An 18,254-nucleotide genomic window follows, 5' to 3' on the forward strand; every position below is an offset into this window, starting at 1 on the left:
CTTCGCGGCTCAAGCCTTCTCGCCGACGATCCGCCGCACGAGGTCGAGGTCCGAGGGCTTGTCGACGTCCACCGCCGCCAGACCGTCGTGCGCCCGGACGGCGGCGGCCTTGACCCCCGCCAGGCGACCCAGGCGCAGCACGGCCTCGTCCAGGGTCAGTCGGTTCAGGAGATAGCGGAAGAGGAACGAAGGCCCCAGCAGGGCTGCGATCTTCCAGGGCTGTTTGCGCATCGCCTCGACCTTGCGCCAGACGTGGACGACGTTCAGCGCGGCCTCGTTGCGCAGGACGAAGAGGTTGCAGCCCGAATAGCGGCCGTCCTGGAAGCGCAGATAGGTCCGCTGGGTCCCCGGCGCGGCGGCCTGGACCTTCTCCTCGGACGCCAGCAGCACGGCGACATCGGCCCAGTCGGGACAGTCCGCCAGGAAGCTCGTGATCCACTCGGGCTTGAGCAGCGCGTGGTCGACCGTGGTCACCAGCAGCGGAAAGCCCAGCGCGCCCGCGGCGGTCTCGACGCTCTGGCTGGGGCCGGACGCGGGGGGGAGGATGACCACGTCGGCGTCCGCCAGGCGCGTCTTGATCGCCTCGTCATTGGCCGCGACGCCGATCGTCTCCGGCCCCGCCGCGCCGACCGCGCTCAGGACCCGGTCGAGCAGCGCGCGCCCCTCCAGCGTGATCAGCGCCTTGTGGCTCACCCCGGCATAGGCGGCGACGGGATCGACCTCGCCGCCGCGCGATCCGGCCAGGATCAGGGCCTTGAACCCTTGGTTCAAAGCGCCTTCTCGTAGATCCGATAGGTCTTGTAGTGCGTGCCGCCGACGTTCTCGGCGATGTGGGTCATCGCCTTGTTGTCCTCGAGCACCCACGAGATTTCATAGCGGTTGTAGCCGAGCGACATCGCCATATCGCGGCTGGCCTTCATCATCCAGAACGGCAGCATGCGGCCGCGCTGGGTGGACGAGAACTTGCGCTTGACCCCCATCAGCGGAATCCGCGCCGACTTCACGCCCTTGACCTTCAGTCGCCACAGCAGCTTGGCCCAGCCGAACGGCAACAGCTTGCCGTTCAGGTCGGCGATCGCCTCATTGACATTGGGCAGGAAGACGACGACGCCGGCGGCCTCGCCGTCGATCTCCGCGAACCAAACCAGGCGCTGGTCGATCACCTGCTTCAAGGCCTTGGCCAGTTGGCGGGTCTCGGCCTCGGTCGTGGGGGTGAAGCCCCAGTTGTCCTTCCAGGCGTCGTTCAGGATCTCGGTCAGGGTCTGGACCTCGGCGTCGTAGCGCTTCATGTCCAACTGGCGCAGCACGACGCCCGCCGGCAGGCCGCGCTTGACGCGGCGCTGGGCGATCTCGGGGATGTCGCCGGTCTCGTCGGCCGTATAGGCGAAGATGTCCTTGGCCTTGGCGTAGCCCTGCTCCTCGACCCGCTTGCCCGTATAGATCGGATCATGACCCATCATCACCATGGGCGGCGTGTCGAAGCCCCAGACCAGCAGGCCGACCTCTTCGTTGATCGACAGGTTGAAGGGTCCGACGACATGGGTGCGGCCGCGGGCGCGCAGCCAGTCCTCGGCGCTGCGGAACAGGATCTGGAACACCGCCGGATCGTCCTCGGCGGCGATCATGCCGAAGTGCCCGTCCAGGCGACCGGGCGCGGGCTGCGGCGTCAGCTGGTCGATCTGGGCGCTGATCCGGCCGACGTCGCGGCCGCCGCGCGTGGCCAGGAACAGCTGCACCTCGGCGTGGGCGAAGAACGGATTGGTCTTCGGCGTCAGCGCCTCCAGCCGCTCCAGGGTCAGGGGCGTGATCCAGTTGGGATCCCTGGCGTTCAGGCGCGCGGGCAGGGCGACGAAGCGCTTGAGCTCGTCCTGCGTCTTGACGGGGATGACCGTCAGATCGGCGTTCGCGGAGTCGAAAGGCATCACCCCTCCAGGGCTAAGAAGGCGCGGACGGCGAGCGCGCCGAAGATCGCGGGAGCGGCCCAGACGGCCAGGAACGGAGACAGGGCGCCCGACTCGCCCAGCGCGGTCAGCATGCCGTTGGCCACCAGGAAGAACAGGCCCGCCGCCAAGCCGGTGGTCAACAGCATCGCGCCTTGCCCGCTGCGGAAATTGGCCAGCGCCACCGGCGCGCTCAGCAGCAGCATCACCAAGGCCACGAACGGACCAGCGAACGCGGCCTGCAGATGGGTGGCGTAGAAGCTTTCGGGACGGTCCGAGCCGCCGTTCGCCAGCGCGCGACGGGCCGAGGCCGCGGTCGGCGCGGCGTCCTCGGCGAACAGGCCTTGCACGTCAGCGGGCCGAAGGGCGGTCGGCCAGGTGGTCGAGGTGGCGGTGGAGGTCTGGGCCAGGTCGCCGGCGAAGCGCGTCGTGCGCGGCTGATCCAGTGTCCAGGCTTCGTTGACGAACCGCGCGCGCGGCGCCTCGACCTTCTCGACCAGGATGCCCTTGTCGTTGCGGCGGAAGAGGGTCAGCGTGTCGATCGTGCGACCGTCCGCCGAGGCCTTGGCGGCGATCACGAGGTCGGCGCCCGCCCGGAAGGTGCGCGGCGGCGCGACCTTGCGCTGGGCGACGGGGGTCGTGTTCTTCCACCATTCGGCCAGGGTCGGGTCGGCGCGCGGGGCCAACACCTGGCCGCAGAGGACGTCCAGCAGCATCACCGCGACGGCCGCCGGCATGGCCATGGCCACGATGCGGTAGCCTGAAATGCCCGTGGCGCGCATGGCCACGACCGCGTTCTCGCGGGCCAGTTGCGAGAAGGCGAACAGGCCCCCTGCCAGGACCGACAGCGGCGCGACTTGCTCAAAAAGGCGCGGCAGACGCAGGGCCGCGTAGTAGAGGACCCCCGCGACGCCCAGGCCTCGGTCCAGAATGTCGGTCGTCACGTCCAGCAGATCCAGGATCTGCAGGATGGACATCAGGATCACGGCCGCGCCCAGGATATGCGTGGCCACGGTCCGCAGGACGTAGAGGTAAAGCTTCATGCGGGAAGTCGCTTCCGGGGCAAGGGTAGGGCGCGAACGACGCGCGTGACCAGCTTGTTGATCCGGCGAACCAGACGCGACACCGGCGTGTCGCCGGGCCGCGTGCGGCTGCCGACGAACAGCCAGACCGCCAGGCCGGTGAAGATCAGGAACGGGACCCAGATGGCGGGCAGGGCCGCCACCTTGCCGGTCTTGGCCAGGCTCTGGCCCAGTTGCAGCGCGTGCTGGAAGGCGATCAGCAGCAGGCCCGCCATGATCAGGCCCGGCGCGCGATTGCCGCGCTTGGACGCCAGGCCCAGGGGGAAGGCCAGAAGCGGCAGGAACGGCAGAAACGCGGCCCGCGCCCAGCGGCCGTAGAACTCGCTCATCAGCGTGCCCTTGGAGACTACCGGGTGAGGCGACTTGGCCTGATCCAGCAGTTCGCCCATGGTCAGCTCGCGCTCGTCGCCGCCGCGCGCGCGCAGCAGAACGGCGGCGGCGGCCAGCGGAGTCTGGGTGGTCAGGCGGCTGAAGGCGAGGTTGCGATAGGCGCCCCCGCCGTCCATCGCGATGCGGCGGCCGTCGCGCAGACCCATTGTCACGGTTTTGCCGTCCGCGTCGATCCGAAGATCGGCCGAGGCGGCGGTGATGATCTCTTCGTGGCCGCGCGCGTCCTTGCGGCGGATGAACACCCGCGTCAGCCGCTGGCCGGCGAGGTCGGCGCTGTCGGCGGTGAGCAGCGATCCGGAGTCGTCGATGAACGCGCCGCCGGCGAGCTTACCGTTCCATCCGGCGTTGATCGCGGCGTGCATGACCGCCCGGTAGGCGTAGCGGCTGTAGGGCTGCATGTAGCCGAACACCACGACGCTGAAGACGCTGAGGAAGACGGCGACGGCCAGGAAAGGCGCGGCGATCCGCTCCAGCGACTGACCGCTGGCCAGCAGGGCGTCGATCTCCGAGCCGTCCGAGAGCTTGGTGATCACGATGAACAGCGCCAGGAAGAACGCCATCGGCAGGGCCAGGCCCAGATAGTGCGGCACCAGGTTGAAGGCCAGCTGCGAGACGTAGTCGAACCGCGCGCTGCTTTGCGACAGCGCGTCCAGGAGCCGCAGGACGCGCTCCAGCAGCAGCGCGACGACGGTGACGCCCAGGCAGGCGATCAGCGGCCAGAACAGCAGGCGCAGCAGATAGCGGTCGATCAGGCGCCCCGGCGCGACCGTGAGGTCCTGAACGCTCACGCGCGCACCCAAGCCTCGGCCAGGCGTTCGGCCAGTTGTTCGACGGTTTCCGGCGACAGCTCCACGGCCGTGCTCAGCGCCGGAGCGGCGGGCCAGCCGGCGTCGGGGAACGACATGCCCGCGTGCTCGCGCGTCCCGGCGTAGCGCGGGATCACGTGAAAGTGGACGTCCCTGTCGACCATCATCAGCATCAGGTAGTTGATCTTCTCGTAGTCGACGGCGGCCTTGAGCAGGCGCTCGATCCCCGCGACCGCGACCTGGAGGTCGGCGAAAGCGGCGGGACTCACGTCGGAGAACGCCTGCGCCGCTTCCTTGCACACCAGCACCAAAGACCCAAACGTCGGCTGCTTGGGGCGGACCAGAATCAGCCAGTGATCGGTCTCCGCGATCTTGGAGCGGGGATAGCCGAACGCGAGGGCCGTGGGATTGGTCATGGGAAAGCCGGAACCGTGGGCGGACGTCGCCCTGGCGTAACAATAGGGACGCGGCCTTTTACAGGGAAGCACGATCCGTGTGGAGCGTCGCCTTCCTGGCCAGATCGACCAGGCTGTAGCGGCCAAGCTCCGCCAGCCCGTCGCGGCCCGGCTCGATCCCACGGACCACGATCCGCGCCCGCCGGCCGCCGTCGGGGCCGTCCTCGATCTCGATCGCGTGCCAGCGCGCGGGCGAATGACCGCCGGGGCGGGCCGAGGCCGAGGGGACGCCCAGCACCGGAATGACCGAGCCGTTCGGGCCGAGAACGGCGCCGACCAGGGCCTCGTGCGCGTGGCCGTGCAGGACGAGGTCGGCGCCCCTGCGCGCCAGCACGGCGCGCAGGGCGTCCTGGTCGTCGAGGGCCTTGCGCCTGGACACCGCGCCCTTCTGCGGCGGGTGGTGCAGCACCACGATCCGGAAGCGCTCGGCATGGACGGGATCGGCCAGGGCGGCGTCCAGGCGCTCCAACTGCTCGGCGCCCAGCCGGCCGGTGGCGAGGTGGGGCGCGGTCGGCACGGCAGAGCAGAGGTTGAAGATGGCCGCCGGCCCGCGCACGCGGACTTGCGGGAACGCCGCCTCGCCCGCGTCGCCCAGCCAGGGCGTCCAGGCGGCGAAACGCTCCGGGCCGCCCGCGCCGGCCAGGGCGTCGTGGTTGCCCGGACTGACCGTGAAATCGCTGGCCGGACCCAGCGATTCCAGCCAGGCGCGCGCCGCCATGATCTCCGTATGCGAAGCAAAGTTGGTGAGATCGCCGCTGATCACCACATGGTCTGGGTTGGCGGCCTTGAGGTCGGCGACAAGGGCCGCCAGCACTTCGGGCCGGTGGACCTTGCGCTTCCTGCGCCAGGCGACGCGGCTCAGCAGGCGCTTGGTGACGACGTCCTTCCAGCCGAACGCGTCCGGCGGCGGCGGCAGATGGGGGTCCGAAAGGTGCGCGATGCGGTAAATGGACAAGAGGGCTCGGGTCGTTCTGGTGGAAGCGGTCGAAGCTGCTTATCAATCGCTCCGGGTTGCAAGGGTAGATCTGTCGTTGAGTAGTGGAAATCAAAGCCGAGCCAACCTCGAGCCGCGCGCTCTGACGGTCGGGCGGGGCGGCGGCCGGATCTGGGGCATGACCTCGCCCGAGCGCCTGTCGCGGATCTATCGGCGTATCGGCTTGATCGAGACGCCGGCCGTCGACCTGTCGCATGCGGTGGTCGCGGTCGACGCCGGCTGGGTGTTCGACGAGTCGCTGATCAAGGCGCTGGCGGGCCGAGAAGGCGCGGTGCTGGTCGACGAGGCTGGCCGCGCGGTGGCCGTCCACGCGCCGGCCGACCTGGCCTACGCGGCTTCGGACGCCCTGGCGGCGGGACAGGACCCCTCGACGCTGGATCCGCGACTGACGCGTCTGACCGCGCTGGAGCTGGGCTCGGCCTATAACAGCGCCCTCCGCAAGCGCGAGCCGCCGGTTCTGGAGCGGCTGACGCCCGAGACGGTCCGCGCCGTCGAGAAGCGCCTGTTCCAGGGCTCGTACAAGGGCGTCACCGACCTCGTCACCAAGTATGTCTGGCCGACGCCGGCGCGGATCGTCACCCGCTGGTGCGCGATCGCCAGGATGACGCCGAACCAGGTCACCGGGATCGGCTTTCTGCTGGTGCTGGCCGCCATGGCCCTGTTCTGGACCGGCCACTTCGGCTGGGGCCTGGTCTGCGCCTGGATCATGACCTTTCTCGACACCGTCGACGGCAAGCTGGCGCGGGTCACCCTGACCTCGTCCAAGTGGGGCAACGTCTTCGATCACGGCATAGACCTGCTGCATCCGCCGTTCTGGTGGTGGGCCTGGTTCGTCGGCGTCGGCGCGGTCGGTCAGACGATCCCGTACGCCAATCTCTGCCTGTTCATCGTGATCGCCGGCTATGTCGCCCAGCGCGTGGAGGAGGGGATCTTCCTGGCCCTCTTCAAGCTGGAGATGCATGCTTGGCGACCGTTCGACAGCTTCTTCCGCCTGATCACCGCGCGCCGCAATCCGAACCTGATCCTGCTGACCGCCTGCGCCTTGTTCGGGCGACCGGATCTTGGCTTCGTGCTGGTCACGGTCTGGACCGCCGCGTGCTTCGTGGTGCACGCTGTCCAGATCCTGCAAGGTTTGATCGCGCCGAAGGGCTCGATCCGCTCGTGGCTGTCGACATGAGGCGCATCGGGGTCGTTCGCAATCCGAGAAGCCACGGCAACCGGGTGCACCCGCCCGGCCCGCCGCCAGAGGGCGTGCGTCTCGTCGAGCCGCTGGGGCGCGACGCCTTGAGAGCCGAATTGGAGACCTTCGCGCGCGAGGGCCTGGACCTCCTGGTCATCGACGGCGGCGACGGCACGGTGCGCGACGTCATCAGCCTCTTGCCGCACACGTTCGGCGAAGCGCCGCCGCTGCTGGCGGTGTTGCCGTCCGGCAAGACCAACGTGCTGGCCATCGATCTGGGAACGTCCGCCGCCTGGGGCCTGGAGCAGGCGCTGGCCGCCGCGCGCGGCGAAGAACCGCGCATCAAGTCGCGACCGCCGCTGCGGATCAGCTGGGCCGACGGGCGCCGCCCTTGCCTGCAGGGCTTCTTTTTCGGCGTCGGCGCTCCGGTCAAGGCGACCAGCCTGGCGCAGAAGGCCCACAAGGTGGGAGTCTTCCACAATTTCGCGGTCGGCCTGACCATCTTCACCGCGACGCTTGGCGCCCTGTTCGGCGGCGCGCGCGACGAGTGGCGCGAGGGCGTGCCGGCCAGGCTGGTGCTGGACGGCCAGGAGCAGCCTCCCGGCGAACGCTTCGCCGTGGTCGCCACGGCCCTCAAGCGCCTGCCGTTCGGACTCAAGCCGTTCGGCGATCCGCGCGAGGGGCTCAAGCTGCTGGACGTCGACGCCCCGCCGCGCCGGCTCTGGAAAGCGATGCCCCTGGTGCTCAGCGGCAAGGCCGAGCCGCGCCTCGAGGGGCTGGGCTATCGACGTCGCGATCCCAGCGTCGTCGAACTGGGCGGCGGCGCGCCGTTCGTGCTGGACGGCGAGACCTTCGAGGGCGGCGACCTGACGATCGGCTTGGGTCCGTCGCTGCGGTTCCTGGTCGGATGAGCCGGCTGCGCGGCCTGGTCGCGGCCGAGCTCGGCGCCCCGACCCCCGCGCCGATCACCGCCTTCGCCGAGCGCTTGTCGCGCGTGTTTCCCGAAGCCCGCGCGGTGCTGTTCTACGGCTCGATCCTGCGGACCGGCGACCTGTCGGGGGTCCTGGACTACTACGTGCTGACCGAGCATCCGCCACGGGGGGTGCTTGGGGCCGTTTCGCGCGTCCTGTGGCCCGATGTCAGCTATCACGAGCTGACGCTGGACGGCCAGACGCTGCGCGCCAAGGTGGCGTCGATGACCCTGGCCCGGTTCCAGCGCGCGGCGAGCGGCGCCGGACTGGACACGACCATCTGGGCGCGTTTCGTGCAGCCCAGCGCCCTGGTCTGGGCGACCCCCGAGGCTCGCGGGACGGTGGTCGACGCGGTGACCGACGCCTGCCTTACAGCGGCGCGTTTCGCTCGCGCCCTCGGGCCGGTCGATGGAACCGCGCAAGCGCTTTGGACGGCGCTGTTTCGCGAGACCTACAAGGCCGAGCTGCGGGTGGAGAAGGCCGGTCGGGAGGTCTCGATCCTGACCTTCGATCCAGAGCGCTACGAGGCCGTCATGGCGGCGGTCGAGGCCGACGACGGCCCCTTGTCGGCCGAGACCCGCGCGCGCCTGCTCGAGGCTTGGACGCCGCGAAGGCTGTTCGGCAAGCCGCTGAATGTCGCGCGGCTTATCAAGGCCGCCTTCACCTTCCGGGGCGCGTCGCGCTACGCGGCCTGGAAGATCGAGCGTCACACCGGCGTGCCGGTCGCCGTGACCCCCTGGCGCGAGCGTCATCCGATCCTGGCGGCGCCGGGCGTGCTGCTCAGGGTCTGGAGAAACCGGCGGCGGGCAGGCTGAAACGAAAAACGCCCGGGCGAAGCCCGGGCGTCTTCGTTCGGCGAGGCGAGGGCGTTACGCGCGGGCGCGCTTCAGCGGCTCGATCACGCCCAGGGCCGCGCCCACCTCGGCGAAGGTCTTCAGGACCGCGTCGATCTGGTCGTCGGTGTGGGCGGCGCTGACGCTGGCGCGCAGCAGCGGACGGCTGTCCGGCGTCGCGGGCGGCAGGGCCAGGTTCAGGTAGACGCCGGCCTGCAGCAGGCCGTTCCACATGGCTATGGCGCGCTCCTGGTCCGGCATGGCCGAGGCGACGACGGGGCTCGCCGTCGGGCCGGTGTGGAAGCCCAGCGCCGTGAGGCCGTCATAGAGGCGCTTGGCGTTGTGGTTCAGGCGATCGCGCAGCTGCGGCTGCTCGATCATCCGGCGCAGGGCGGTGATGGTCGAGGCGACCACGGCCGGCGGCAGCGAGGCGGTGAACATGTAGGGGCGGCAGACGACGCGCATGACGTCGAAGTCGTCCAGGTTCGAGACGCAGAAGCCGCCGATGGCGCCCAGGCTCTTGGAGAAGGTGCCGACGATGAAGTCGACGTCGTCTTCCACGCCGGCGGCCTCGGCCAGGCCGCGGCCGGTCGCGCCGAGCACGCCCATCGAGTGGGCTTCGTCGACCAGCAGGTAACCGCCCAGCTCGCGCTTCACGGCGGCGATTTCCTTCAGCGGCGCGACGTCGCCGATCATCGAATAGACGCCCTCGACCACGATCAGGCGCTCGCCCGGCGCGTCGCCGAGGCGGCGCAGGCGCTTGGCCAGGTCCTCGGGGTCGTTGTGGCGGAAGCGGATGACCTCGGCCTGGCCCAGACGCGAGGCGTCATAGATCGAGGCGTGGCTGTCGGCGTCGAGGATCAGGTGGTCGCCGCGGCCGACCAGCGTCGACAGCACGCCCAGATTGGCCTGGTAGCCGGTCGTGAAGACCATGGCGTGCTTGCGGCCGTAGAACTTGGCCAAATCGCGCTCGAGCTCGACGTGCGCCTCGAACGAGCCGTTGGCGATGCGCGACCCGGTCGTGCCGGTGCCGCGTTCCTGGACGGCCTTGACGGAAGCGGCGATCGCCTCTTCGTCGAAGGTCAGGCCCAGATAGTTGTTGGTGCCGAGCAGGATCGTCGGACGACCCTCGACGACGCCTTCCGTTGGCGAATGCACCGCGTCGAAGCGGACCTTGAACGGGTCGGCGCCCGCTTGCTGGATGGCCTTGTACGCGTCGCGATAGGCCAGGTGCTTATCGAATAGCCCCATTAGTTAAGCCCTAGTCCGGAGATCGTTGATCAGTTTGGAAAGGTCGCCGGCGGTCTCGACAGAGGCCAGGCGGTCGAGCGGAATGGAGATATCGAAGGTGTCTTCGAGCTCCATGATGATGTTCATGAGGGCTAGCGAGTCCACGGCGAGGTCACGGCCGATGTGCGACTCTGCGCGAACCTCGACGGGTCGTCCCAGAACCTTGCTCGCAGCCACCCCGATCTCGCGCAAGCTGAGATCCGTCACCGTTTCCATTCTAAATCAAACCTCCGGGAGCCCCACCCGTGACACTACTGTAACGGCGAGTCTGTCAGTTTTCCGCCGTTTTCGAACTCGGCGACGATAATTCGGGTAGCCAGCCTTGCTTTCGATACCAACCAACGGTGTGAGCAAACCCATCGGTCAAATCGAACCGGCTGGGTACTCCCTCCGACATCGGAGCGCTAGATAGGGACCAATCGCGGTGAAGCAACTCCCGAGCTTTGCCGGAACCAAAGACCGAAGGGGTTTTCGTAGCAGAAGACCAAGCATCTGCAAGGGTTCCAGCGAATAACAGCACGCCGTCGGGTAAGCGAAACAGGCGCGGAGAGCGGCCCATCACCGCCCCCGCGGCGCTCATGATTTCCGACCAAGTGTATCCGTCGCGCCGCACATCGGACAGCTCCACAACCCCCGGAACGGGGGTTCGGGAGAAGGCGACCAGCTTGGCGGCGGCGTCCTCGACGTGAATCATGGCGATCCGCGTGGCCGGGGAAAGGACGGGCAGAAGGGGGCTCTTGGCCGCCATCGCGAACAATCCCAGCGTCTCGGTGTCGCCCGGGCCGTAAATGGCTGGGGGCCGAACGATCAGCGCGCCGGGGTAGGCCTCCAGCACGGCCTCTTCGCCCGCCCGCTTGCTGGCGGCGTAGTTCGACAGCTGGGGCTCGCGCGCCGCCAGGCTGGAGACGAGGATGAACCGCGCCCCGGCGGCCTTGGCGGCGAGGGCGGCGGCTCGGGCGCCGTCTCGATTGATCAGATTGAAGGCGGCTAGCGACGCGGCCTTGATCAGGCCCGCGACGTGGATCACCACCTCCGCGCCTTGGCTGAGTCGGTCCAGTGCGCCAGGCGTATTGAGGTCGCCGACGACGATCTCGACCTCGATGTCCCGCCAGAGCGGATGGATCGGGTCGCGGCGGACCAGCACCCGCGGCCGCCAGCCGTCGTCCGCCAGGGCGCGCACCAGATGGCGGCCGAGGAAGCCGGTGGCTCCGGTGACGGCGACGATCCCCCTGTCGTGCGGCATGCTACTCGCCGTAGGCGCCGGACAGATACGCCGCCTTGGCCTTGGAGCGGCTCAGCTTGCCCGAAGATGTCTGGGGCAGGGCGTGGGCGCCGACCAGCTTCACCTTGGCCTCGACCCCGTGACGGGTGCGCAGCAGCGTGGCCACCGACTCCGCGAGCGCCGCGCGGCTGTCGGCGTCGCCGCCGCGCGCCTGAACCAGCACGACGATCTGGTCTTCCGGCTCGGCGGGAATGGCGAAGGCGCAGACGTCGCCGCTGCGCAGGCCCTCGATCTCGTGATCCGCCGTCCATTCAAGGTCTTGCGGCCAGATGTTGCGGCCGTTGAGGATGATCAGGTCCTTGGCGCGGCCGGTGATCACGATCTCGCCCTCGATCACGAAACCGATGTCACCGGTGTCCAGCCAGCCGTCCGGCGACAGCACCCGGGCGGTCTCCTCGGGGTTGGCGAAATAGCCGCTCATGACCGAGGGCCCCTTGGCGAAGATGCGGCCGACGCCGCGCTCGGGCAGGACCGCGCCGTTCTCATCGCGGACTTCGAGGAAGTGGTCGGGCAAGGCGGGACCGCAGCGGGCGAAGTCGCGGGCGCGCTCGGAGCCTTCCGGCGCGTCGACGGCCAGGTTGTCGCGCTCGAGCCGTTCGACGTCCAGCGTCTCGGCCCGCAGGCCCTTGCCCAGCGGGGCCATCGACAGGGCCAGGGTCGCCTCGGCCATGCCGTAGCTGGCGACGAAGGCCTTGTCCGAGAACCCGGCGGGGCCGAACGCTTCGACGAAGGCCTTCAGGGGCGGCATGCGGATCATGTCGCCGCCCAGGCCCGCGCTGCGCCAGTGGGCGAGGTCGTAATTCTCCAGCGACTGGCCCTGGACGCGGCGGGCGCACAGCTCGTAGCCGAAGGTCGGGCTGTAGGCGATCGTGGCCTTGTTGCGGGTGATCAGGTCGATCCACAGCAGCGGCCGGCGGACGAAGGCGCCGGTCGGCAGCAGGTCGACCGACATCTGGCAGGCCAGCGGGCTCAGCAGAAAGCCGATCAGGCCCATGTCGTGATAGAGCGGCAGCCACGAGATGGCGCGGTCGGACGGCTTGACCTGCAGGCCATCGCGCGTGATCGCCACGCAGTTGGCCATCAGCGCCTTGTGGCGGACCAGGACGCCGGTCGGTGTCCGGGTGCTGCCCGACGAGAACTGCAGATAACAGGGATCTTCCGGCGTGATCGCGGGCAGCGCCGCGCCGCCGTCCTCCGGCAGGTCGGCCAGGACGCCGGCGAAGTCGAGGCCGGCGCGGGCGCCGATCTCGGCGACGAAATCCTTCAGACCGACCGGGCCGATCAGGATCCGCGCCTGGGCGGAGCGGGCCAGATTGGCGATCTGCTCGATATAGGCCTCGCGACCGCCCAGCGGGGTGGGCAACGCCATCGGGGCGGGCAGCAGGCCCGCGTATTGGCAGGCGAAGAAGGCGCGAACGAAGTCGCCGTCGGTCTCGGCCAGCAGGGCGACGCTGTCGCCGACCTTGGCGCCCGTGGCCAGCAGGCGGCGGGCCAGGACCTGTGCCTCCTCACGCAGCGTGGCGTACGGCAGGGCCTCGACCAACTCGCCGCGCAGCGAATGGAGGTTGATCCCCGTCTCGCCCGTGGCGGCGAAGTCCAGGGCCTCGGTCAGGGTCGGGAAGTCGGCGAACCGGACAGTACGCTCAGACGCCGTGGGGGTGATCATAGGATAGTCTTTCATCGTCTGTGCCGGGGCGCGCGGAGCCTTCCTCCGCCGCGAGTCGGGCGAGCCGGTGGCGCGCCATGAAATACATTCCAACCGCCATGGCCAGGGCTGACGCCACCAGAGCGGCGCCCGCGCCGGCCAGGCCGAACGCCTTGATAAGCGGCGCGAGCGTCGCGAGATAGGCGATAACGACCACAAGGCGAACCGCCAAGGCGGCGCCCGCCGCGCGCATGGAGACCAGCATCGGCTCCAGCGGCAGGGTCACCACGCCGACGGCCGCGGCGGCGACCTGCCAGTTCATCACGTCGGCGGCGGCGCCGAACGCCTGGCCCATCACCAGCTCCAGGATGGGGCGGCCGGCCAGCAGGCTGACCAGCAGAAGGACGCCCGCCGCCGCGCCGCCGATCAAGGCGATCTGGACGGCCAGCCGGGTCATGGCCTGCTGGCCGCCGGCGGCGCGCATCTTGGCCAGTTCGGGATAGAGGGCCGGAATCATCAGGCGCGCGGGCTTGGCCATGCCGTCGGCCACCTGCTTGCCGACCCGCCAATAAGCGGCTTGCACGGGTCCCAGGATCGCGCCGACCACCAGGGTCAGCACGTGGGTGAAGCCGACGTCGATCGTGCTGGAAAAGTTCGTGGCGATCGCGAACCGCCAGACGCCGGGCAGCCCCTCGGCCAACGGGCCCACCAGGCTGAAGCCCTTCAGGAGGCCGCGCGCGCGAAGATCCCAGACCGCGATGACGGCGATGTAGAGGAACGAGACGATGGTCCCGGCCGCCCAGGCCATCAGGAACCATTGGATCTCGGCGTGCAGGAGCGCGCAGATCGCGCAGCCGATCATCCGCACCAGCGAGCTCACCGCCTGCTCGGCGGCCAGATAGCGGAAGCGGTCGAAGAGTCGCAGGAGCCCGACGCCGGTGGCCGAGGTCATGACCCCGATCGACAGCGCGTAGAGCGCGCCGTAGCCGCTCATGCCGGGCGGCCATTTCAGCGCTTGCCAGAACAGGAACGCCCCGGCCACGCCCAGGGCGACGCCGAGCAGGCCGCTGATCAGGTCCAGCAGCAGCGACAGGCGCAGCACCTGCTGGAACTTGGGCCGGTCGCCGTCGAGGGCGGGCCCGGCGCCGAAGGTGATCAGGGTCTGCCAGGACTGGAAATGGGCCACCTCGCCGAGGAATTGGGCGAAGGCGTTGATCAGCACGACCACGCCCATCAGCTCCTCGCCCAGGCTGCGCGCGGTCAAGGCGATATAGGCCAGGCCGACCACGGCGTTGACGACGCGGCCGCTCAGCAACTGACCGGCGTTGCCCAGCACCTTGGCCAGCGGACCGGGCGGGGTCTCGGAAGGCGCGCCGGTCACCCCGCGCGCTCCGGCTTGTCGACAATGGCGCGCGCCGCGCGCCGTCCGGCCGGAACGCCGGCCATGGCCGCGGCCACCGACGGGCCGTGCCAGACCTGATGGTGTCGCGCGATATAGAGAAAGCAGACGCGTTCGCCGTCGATCACGTCAGCGTCCGGACTCAAGCCGCGTGCGCACGCGGCCCTTCAGCACGACCCGGTCGCCCTTGTCCGTGACTTGATAGCTGTTGGCCTTGGTGCTGCCCTTGGGACCCGCGCCGGCGATCCCGGACTGGCCGCTGACCTCGCCCGTGCGCATGTCGATCAAGGCGCTGGGCGCGTCGAAGTCGTAGCCGTCGCTGCTGGTGATCTGGACGTCGTCCTGCAGCAGCAGGGTGTGCTCGGCCTCGCGGAACAGGCCGGTCTTGGCGGTCGCCTGGCTGGGATTGGGCGCGCCGTAGCCGCGAACGAGGACGGGCGTGACCAGATGCAGAAGGTTCTCGTCCTTGGCGTCGCGCTCGGCGCTCTGGGCCGTGATCAGGAAGGCGCGGCCGTCCTTCAACACGCCGGTGAAGCGCGGCTTGTCCAGTTGCAGCGGCGTCTTGGCGGCCTGGGTCTGCACCTTGTTCGAGGCGAGCCCGCGCCAGGAGGCCTGGACGACCACCGCCAGGCCGATGCCGATCGCGAACACGGCCAGCCCCAGGCGCAGCCGGCGGACCGGCTCGCGGCGGCGATTGCGCGCCCGCTCCGCGGCGCTTTCGGTGGGGGGAGCGGCGCGAGCGCCTTCGGTCTGGGTGAGCATCGGCGAATGAAATAGTCCCGCGTCGTCGATCACCCAAGACCTTTGTTTCCCGGGCGCGCGCTACACACCGCCCGGTCGTCTCTCGGCGCGGGCTCCGCTGGGCGGCCCGGAGAAGCGCGTGATCCGCCGTCGCGAGGCGTGTAAGGTCGCCGCCATGTTCGATCGCCCCGCCCAGCACAAGGATTTCGGCGTCTTCCTGCCGGTGGCCAACGGCGGCTGGATCGTCTCGAAGGCCACGCCCGTCCTGGACGGCCTCTATGCCCAGAACCGCGCCGCGGCGGTCGCCGCCGACCGGATCGGCATGGATTTCGTGATGTCGATGGGCAAGTTTCGCGGCTTCGGCGGCGAGACCGACCACTGGGGGACCTCGCTGGAGTCGGTCACGCTGATGGCCGCGATCGCCGAGGCGACCCGCCGGGTGCGCATCTGGGCCACCGTGCATCCCCTGCTGCAGAACCCCGCCGTCGCCGCCAAGATGGTCGCCACCCTGGACCACATCAGCGGCGGTCGCGCGGGTCTCAACATCGTCGCCGGCGCCTACAAGGCCGAGTTCGACCAGATGAGCGCCTGGGACGACTCGCTGTCGCATGACGATCGCTATGCCCTGGCCGAGGAGTGGACCACGATCGTCAAACGCCTCTGGGCCGAGGACAGCGTCGACTTCGCCGGCCGTTACTTCACGATGAAGGACTGCCAGTCCAAGCCCAAGCCACTGTCTCGGCCGCGTCCCGAGCTGATCTGCGCCGGCATGTCGGATCGCGGGTTCCAGTTTTCCGTGCGCGAGGCCGACGCGTGCTTCATCGGCGGCCGCTCGCGGGCCGGGCATCGCGACGCCTCTCGCCGCGCCAAGGCCCTGGCGGCGGCGCTGGGCAAGTCGGTTCGCGTCTACGCCATGTGCACGATCATCCACGCCGAAAGCGACGCCGGCGCCGAGGCCCGGGTCCGCCGCTACGCCGACGGCGCGGATATCGGCGCGATCCTGTCCATGCTGGCCAGCTGGGGCGTGCCCGCCGATCGCCTCGACGCGACGGCCAAGGCGCAGGGTCCGTTCATGACCGAGACCGTTATCGGCTCGCCCGCCACCTGCCGCGAGCGGGTCGAGAGCTTCATGACCGAGTGCGAGCTGGACGGCTTGATGCTGATCTTCCCCGACTATGACGAGGGCCTGGCCATGTTCGGCGGCGAGATCCTGCCCGGCCTGCGCGCGGTGTTCTCGTGAGCCTGAAGGCCTGGATCGCCCCGGCGCGAACCGCGCTGTTGATCGTCGACATGCAGGTCGATTTCGCCTCGCCCCAGGGGGCGGCGGGCCGCTGGGGCCTGGACCTTTCCACGGTTCCTGAAGCGCTGGCGGCGGCCGAACGCTTGGCCGGCGCCGCTCGCGCGGCGGGTGTTCCGGTGATCTTCGCCGGCCTGTTCACGACGGCGGAGACCGACTCACCGGCCTTGATCGAACGTCTGCGCCGTCGCGGCGACGCGATCGACGCCGATGTCGCCATCTGCCGCGCGGACGCCTCCGGAAGCGACTTCGTCGGGCCGCTGCCCGCGCCGGGCGAGACGGTGATCCGCAAGACGCGCTACAGCGCCTTCTGGCGGACCGAGCTGGATGCCCGCCTGCGCGTGTTGGGCGTCGACACCCTCGTCCTGGCCGGCCTGACCACCGAATGCTGCCTCGCCGACACCGCGCGTGACGCCTTCAGCCACGACTACCACGTGTTCGTCGCCGCCGACGCCTGCGCGGCGTATGAGCCGGACCTGCACGCCGGCGCGTTGAAGATGCTCGACCTGAACACGGCGATCCTGACCGACACGGCCAGCGTCGCGCGGGCCTGGACGGCCTAGGCGGTCGCGGGCGCCATCGCCGCGCGGATGTCCTCTTCCAGCATCCACAAGCGGTCCTGGCCCCAATGGGCCTCGTACCCGCTGACGCGGACCGTCGGCGCGCCCCAAAGACCGGCGTCGAGCAGGGCGGCGCGGTTGGTCTCGGCGCGGTCACGCCAGCTTTCGTCGGCCAGAGCGGCCGTGGTCTGGTCGTCGGTCAGGCCCGCGCGCCGCGCGGCTTCGTAAAGACCCTCGTCCTCGGCCAGGGCGATTCCGTCGGCGAAGGCGGCTTTCAGGCCCGACTCCGCGAACGCCTCGCCGAGCCCCAGGTCGATGGCGTGATGCAGCACCGCCAGCGCCCGCTCGGCCCCGGCCCCGACCGGGTCGACGATCCTGCCGAATGGCAGGCCCAGCCGCTCGGCTTCGCGCTTGCAGTCCAGCGTGATGTAGAAGGTCTTGATGCGAGGCACGGCCAGGCCGCGCATGACCATCGGCAGGATCGGCCGCAGCTCGAGCCGGGCGCGATGGGCCCGCGCCAGCTCGCGAATGCGCGGCATGAAGAGCCACGAATAGGGGCTGCGGAACGAGAACCAGGCCTCGATCGTCGGACCCGGGCCTTCGTGCGACGGGATGAGACTCGGCTCGAACGCGGGCGCCAGCGGCGGGACGCCGGCCTCGCGATCCAGGCCGCGCGCCGCCAGGCGGCTTTCCAGCCAGCCCAGGCGGTCGACGCCCCAGAACCACTCGCCCTCGAAATGGAACATGCCGCCGAGATAGTGGCCAAGCTGCTCGCGGCGCGCCTCGCCCGCGCTCAGCAACCGGTCGGGTAGGGCAGGGTCCTGGGCGCTGGTCGCGGCGGCCATGCGGGCCAGGCTCTTGTCGTCGCCGGACCACAGGGCCGCGCCCGCCGCCGAGGCGATATCCGCGAAGCGGTCGCGTTGCAGAGCATCGGCCAGCACGGCCTGCAACTGGCGTACGGCGCTCGCGTCCGGCAGCTTGGCCCCCGCGGGGAAGCCGAGACCGCGCGCCTTGGCCAGCCGGGCCGCGTCCCCCAGGCCGTAGGCGCGAAGCCGCTCGCGATCGGGCGCGGCCGAGTCCGCCGGCGGCGGGACCAGAAAGATCTCGACATCCACGGCGTAGCGGTCGCGCAGGCGCGGCAGGACCTGGGCGGCCAGATGGGAGTAGGGGTCGTCGGCCTGATGGAAATAGCGAACGGTCGGCCGCTCGCCGCGCAGCCTCGCGTCCAGCGCGGCGAAGTCGCGCGCCATCCGGCGTCGGGTGGGGCTGGTCATGGCGCTGGTCACGGTTCGCATGATCTGGGTGCGCAGGGACATTCGAAGACGCCTCCATCGGTCGCGCGATGACATCTAGCGGCACGGTGAATGTCAATATATGGTTTGGGTAACG

Annotated in this window: 19 protein-coding genes; 5 read left to right on the plus strand and 14 right to left on the minus strand. The window is 69.8% G+C overall.

Annotation, left to right across the window (positions count from 1 at the left end):
• Positions 1-9: 9 nt before the first annotated feature.
• The 6 genes from Q0V34_RS03685 to Q0V34_RS03710 are packed head-to-tail and all read right to left on the minus strand — an operon-like array spanning position 10 to position 5,628.
• Entirely contained in the window at positions 10-864 is an 855-nt protein-coding gene (locus tag Q0V34_RS03685) for a nucleotidyltransferase family protein (RefSeq protein ID WP_297507885.1), read from the minus strand.
• Positions 768-1,922, minus strand: coding sequence for a ceramide synthase (bcerS, locus tag Q0V34_RS03690; protein ID WP_297507888.1), 1,155 nt, complete (start codon positions 1,920-1,922; stop codon positions 768-770). Before bcerS ends, Q0V34_RS03685 begins: the two co-directional genes overlap by 97 nt.
• A complete protein-coding gene (locus Q0V34_RS03695; RefSeq protein WP_297507891.1) occupies positions 1,922-2,983 on the minus strand; it encodes an LptF/LptG family permease in 1,062 nt (353 codons plus the stop codon). Before Q0V34_RS03695 ends, bcerS begins: the two co-directional genes overlap by 1 nt.
• Positions 2,980-4,200 carry an LptF/LptG family permease gene (locus Q0V34_RS03700; protein WP_297507894.1) on the minus strand — a complete coding sequence of 407 codons (1,221 nt, stop codon included), beginning with the start codon at positions 4,198-4,200 and terminating at the stop codon, positions 2,980-2,982. Before Q0V34_RS03700 ends, Q0V34_RS03695 begins: the two co-directional genes overlap by 4 nt.
• The gene (locus tag Q0V34_RS03705; protein ID WP_297507897.1) at positions 4,197-4,634 is read right to left on the minus strand and encodes an HIT family protein; all 438 of its coding nucleotides are present in this window, start codon (positions 4,632-4,634) and stop codon (positions 4,197-4,199) included. Before Q0V34_RS03705 ends, Q0V34_RS03700 begins: the two co-directional genes overlap by 4 nt.
• A gap of 58 nt (positions 4,635-4,692) precedes the next feature.
• Positions 4,693-5,628 (minus strand): metallophosphoesterase, encoded by a 936-nt coding sequence (locus tag Q0V34_RS03710; protein WP_297507899.1) that lies wholly within the window; start codon positions 5,626-5,628, stop codon positions 4,693-4,695.
• Between the two features lie 157 nt (positions 5,629-5,785).
• Here Q0V34_RS03710 and Q0V34_RS03715 point away from each other — a divergent pair, with 157 nt between their 5' ends.
• The 3 genes from Q0V34_RS03715 to Q0V34_RS03725 are packed head-to-tail and all read left to right on the plus strand — an operon-like array spanning position 5,786 to position 8,633.
• Entirely contained in the window at positions 5,786-6,844 is a 1,059-nt protein-coding gene (locus tag Q0V34_RS03715; protein WP_297507902.1) for a CDP-alcohol phosphatidyltransferase family protein, read from the plus strand.
• Complete coding sequence (locus tag Q0V34_RS03720; RefSeq protein WP_297507905.1) at positions 6,763-7,758, plus strand: diacylglycerol kinase family protein; 996 nt, start codon at positions 6,763-6,765, stop codon at positions 7,756-7,758. The genes Q0V34_RS03715 and Q0V34_RS03720 overlap by 82 nt, the downstream gene beginning before the upstream one ends.
• Complete coding sequence (locus tag Q0V34_RS03725) at positions 7,755-8,633, plus strand: hypothetical protein (protein WP_297507908.1); 879 nt, start codon at positions 7,755-7,757, stop codon at positions 8,631-8,633. Before Q0V34_RS03720 ends, Q0V34_RS03725 begins: the two co-directional genes overlap by 4 nt.
• A 54-nt stretch (positions 8,634-8,687) precedes the next feature.
• On the opposite strand, the gene spt is transcribed toward Q0V34_RS03725, so the two are convergent.
• From spt to lptC, 7 genes are read right to left on the minus strand one after another with little or no spacing between them, the layout of a single operon-like run.
• Entirely contained in the window at positions 8,688-9,902 is a 1,215-nt protein-coding gene (spt, locus tag Q0V34_RS03730; RefSeq protein WP_297507911.1) for a serine palmitoyltransferase, read from the minus strand.
• A 3-nt stretch (positions 9,903-9,905) separates the two neighbouring features.
• Positions 9,906-10,157, minus strand: a complete 252-nt coding sequence (locus Q0V34_RS03735; RefSeq protein ID WP_013079816.1) for an acyl carrier protein — start codon at positions 10,155-10,157, stop codon at positions 9,906-9,908.
• Positions 10,158-10,212: 55 nt separating this feature from the next.
• Entirely contained in the window at positions 10,213-11,184 is a 972-nt protein-coding gene (gene cerR, locus Q0V34_RS03740; protein ID WP_297507918.1) for a ceramide reductase, read from the minus strand.
• A gap of 1 nt (position 11,185) precedes the next feature.
• Positions 11,186-12,904 carry a fatty acyl-AMP ligase gene (locus Q0V34_RS03745; RefSeq protein ID WP_297507921.1) on the minus strand — a complete coding sequence of 573 codons (1,719 nt, stop codon included), beginning with the start codon at positions 12,902-12,904 and terminating at the stop codon, positions 11,186-11,188.
• Positions 12,867-14,249, minus strand: coding sequence for a lipopolysaccharide biosynthesis protein (locus Q0V34_RS03750; RefSeq protein WP_297507923.1), 1,383 nt, complete (start codon positions 14,247-14,249; stop codon positions 12,867-12,869). Before Q0V34_RS03750 ends, Q0V34_RS03745 begins: the two co-directional genes overlap by 38 nt.
• Positions 14,246-14,395: a hypothetical protein gene (locus tag Q0V34_RS03755; protein WP_297507926.1), complete on the minus strand. Its 150-nt coding sequence runs from the start codon at positions 14,393-14,395 to the stop codon at positions 14,246-14,248. Before Q0V34_RS03755 ends, Q0V34_RS03750 begins: the two co-directional genes overlap by 4 nt.
• A 1-nt stretch (position 14,396) precedes the next feature.
• Positions 14,397-15,029, minus strand: coding sequence for an LPS export ABC transporter periplasmic protein LptC (gene lptC / locus Q0V34_RS03760; RefSeq protein WP_297507929.1), 633 nt, complete (start codon positions 15,027-15,029; stop codon positions 14,397-14,399).
• A 154-nt stretch (positions 15,030-15,183) separates the two neighbouring features.
• On the opposite strand from lptC, the gene Q0V34_RS03765 reads away from it, so the two are divergent.
• Positions 15,184-16,248: an LLM class flavin-dependent oxidoreductase gene (locus tag Q0V34_RS03765; RefSeq protein WP_297508390.1), complete on the plus strand. Its 1,065-nt coding sequence runs from the start codon at positions 15,184-15,186 to the stop codon at positions 16,246-16,248.
• Positions 16,245-16,868 carry a cysteine hydrolase gene (locus tag Q0V34_RS03770; protein WP_297507932.1) on the plus strand — a complete coding sequence of 208 codons (624 nt, stop codon included), beginning with the start codon at positions 16,245-16,247 and terminating at the stop codon, positions 16,866-16,868. Before Q0V34_RS03765 ends, Q0V34_RS03770 begins: the two co-directional genes overlap by 4 nt.
• Here the strand turns inward: Q0V34_RS03770 and Q0V34_RS03775 are convergent.
• Positions 16,865-18,181 (minus strand): DsbA family protein, encoded by a 1,317-nt coding sequence (locus tag Q0V34_RS03775; protein WP_297507936.1) that lies wholly within the window; start codon positions 18,179-18,181, stop codon positions 16,865-16,867. The genes Q0V34_RS03770 and Q0V34_RS03775 overlap by 4 nt on opposite strands.
• Positions 18,182-18,254 lie beyond the last annotated feature (73 nt).

It is taken from the genome of uncultured Caulobacter sp. (assembly GCF_947036865.1).
In the GTDB taxonomy this organism is placed as follows: Bacteria; Pseudomonadota; Alphaproteobacteria; order Caulobacterales; family Caulobacteraceae; genus Caulobacter.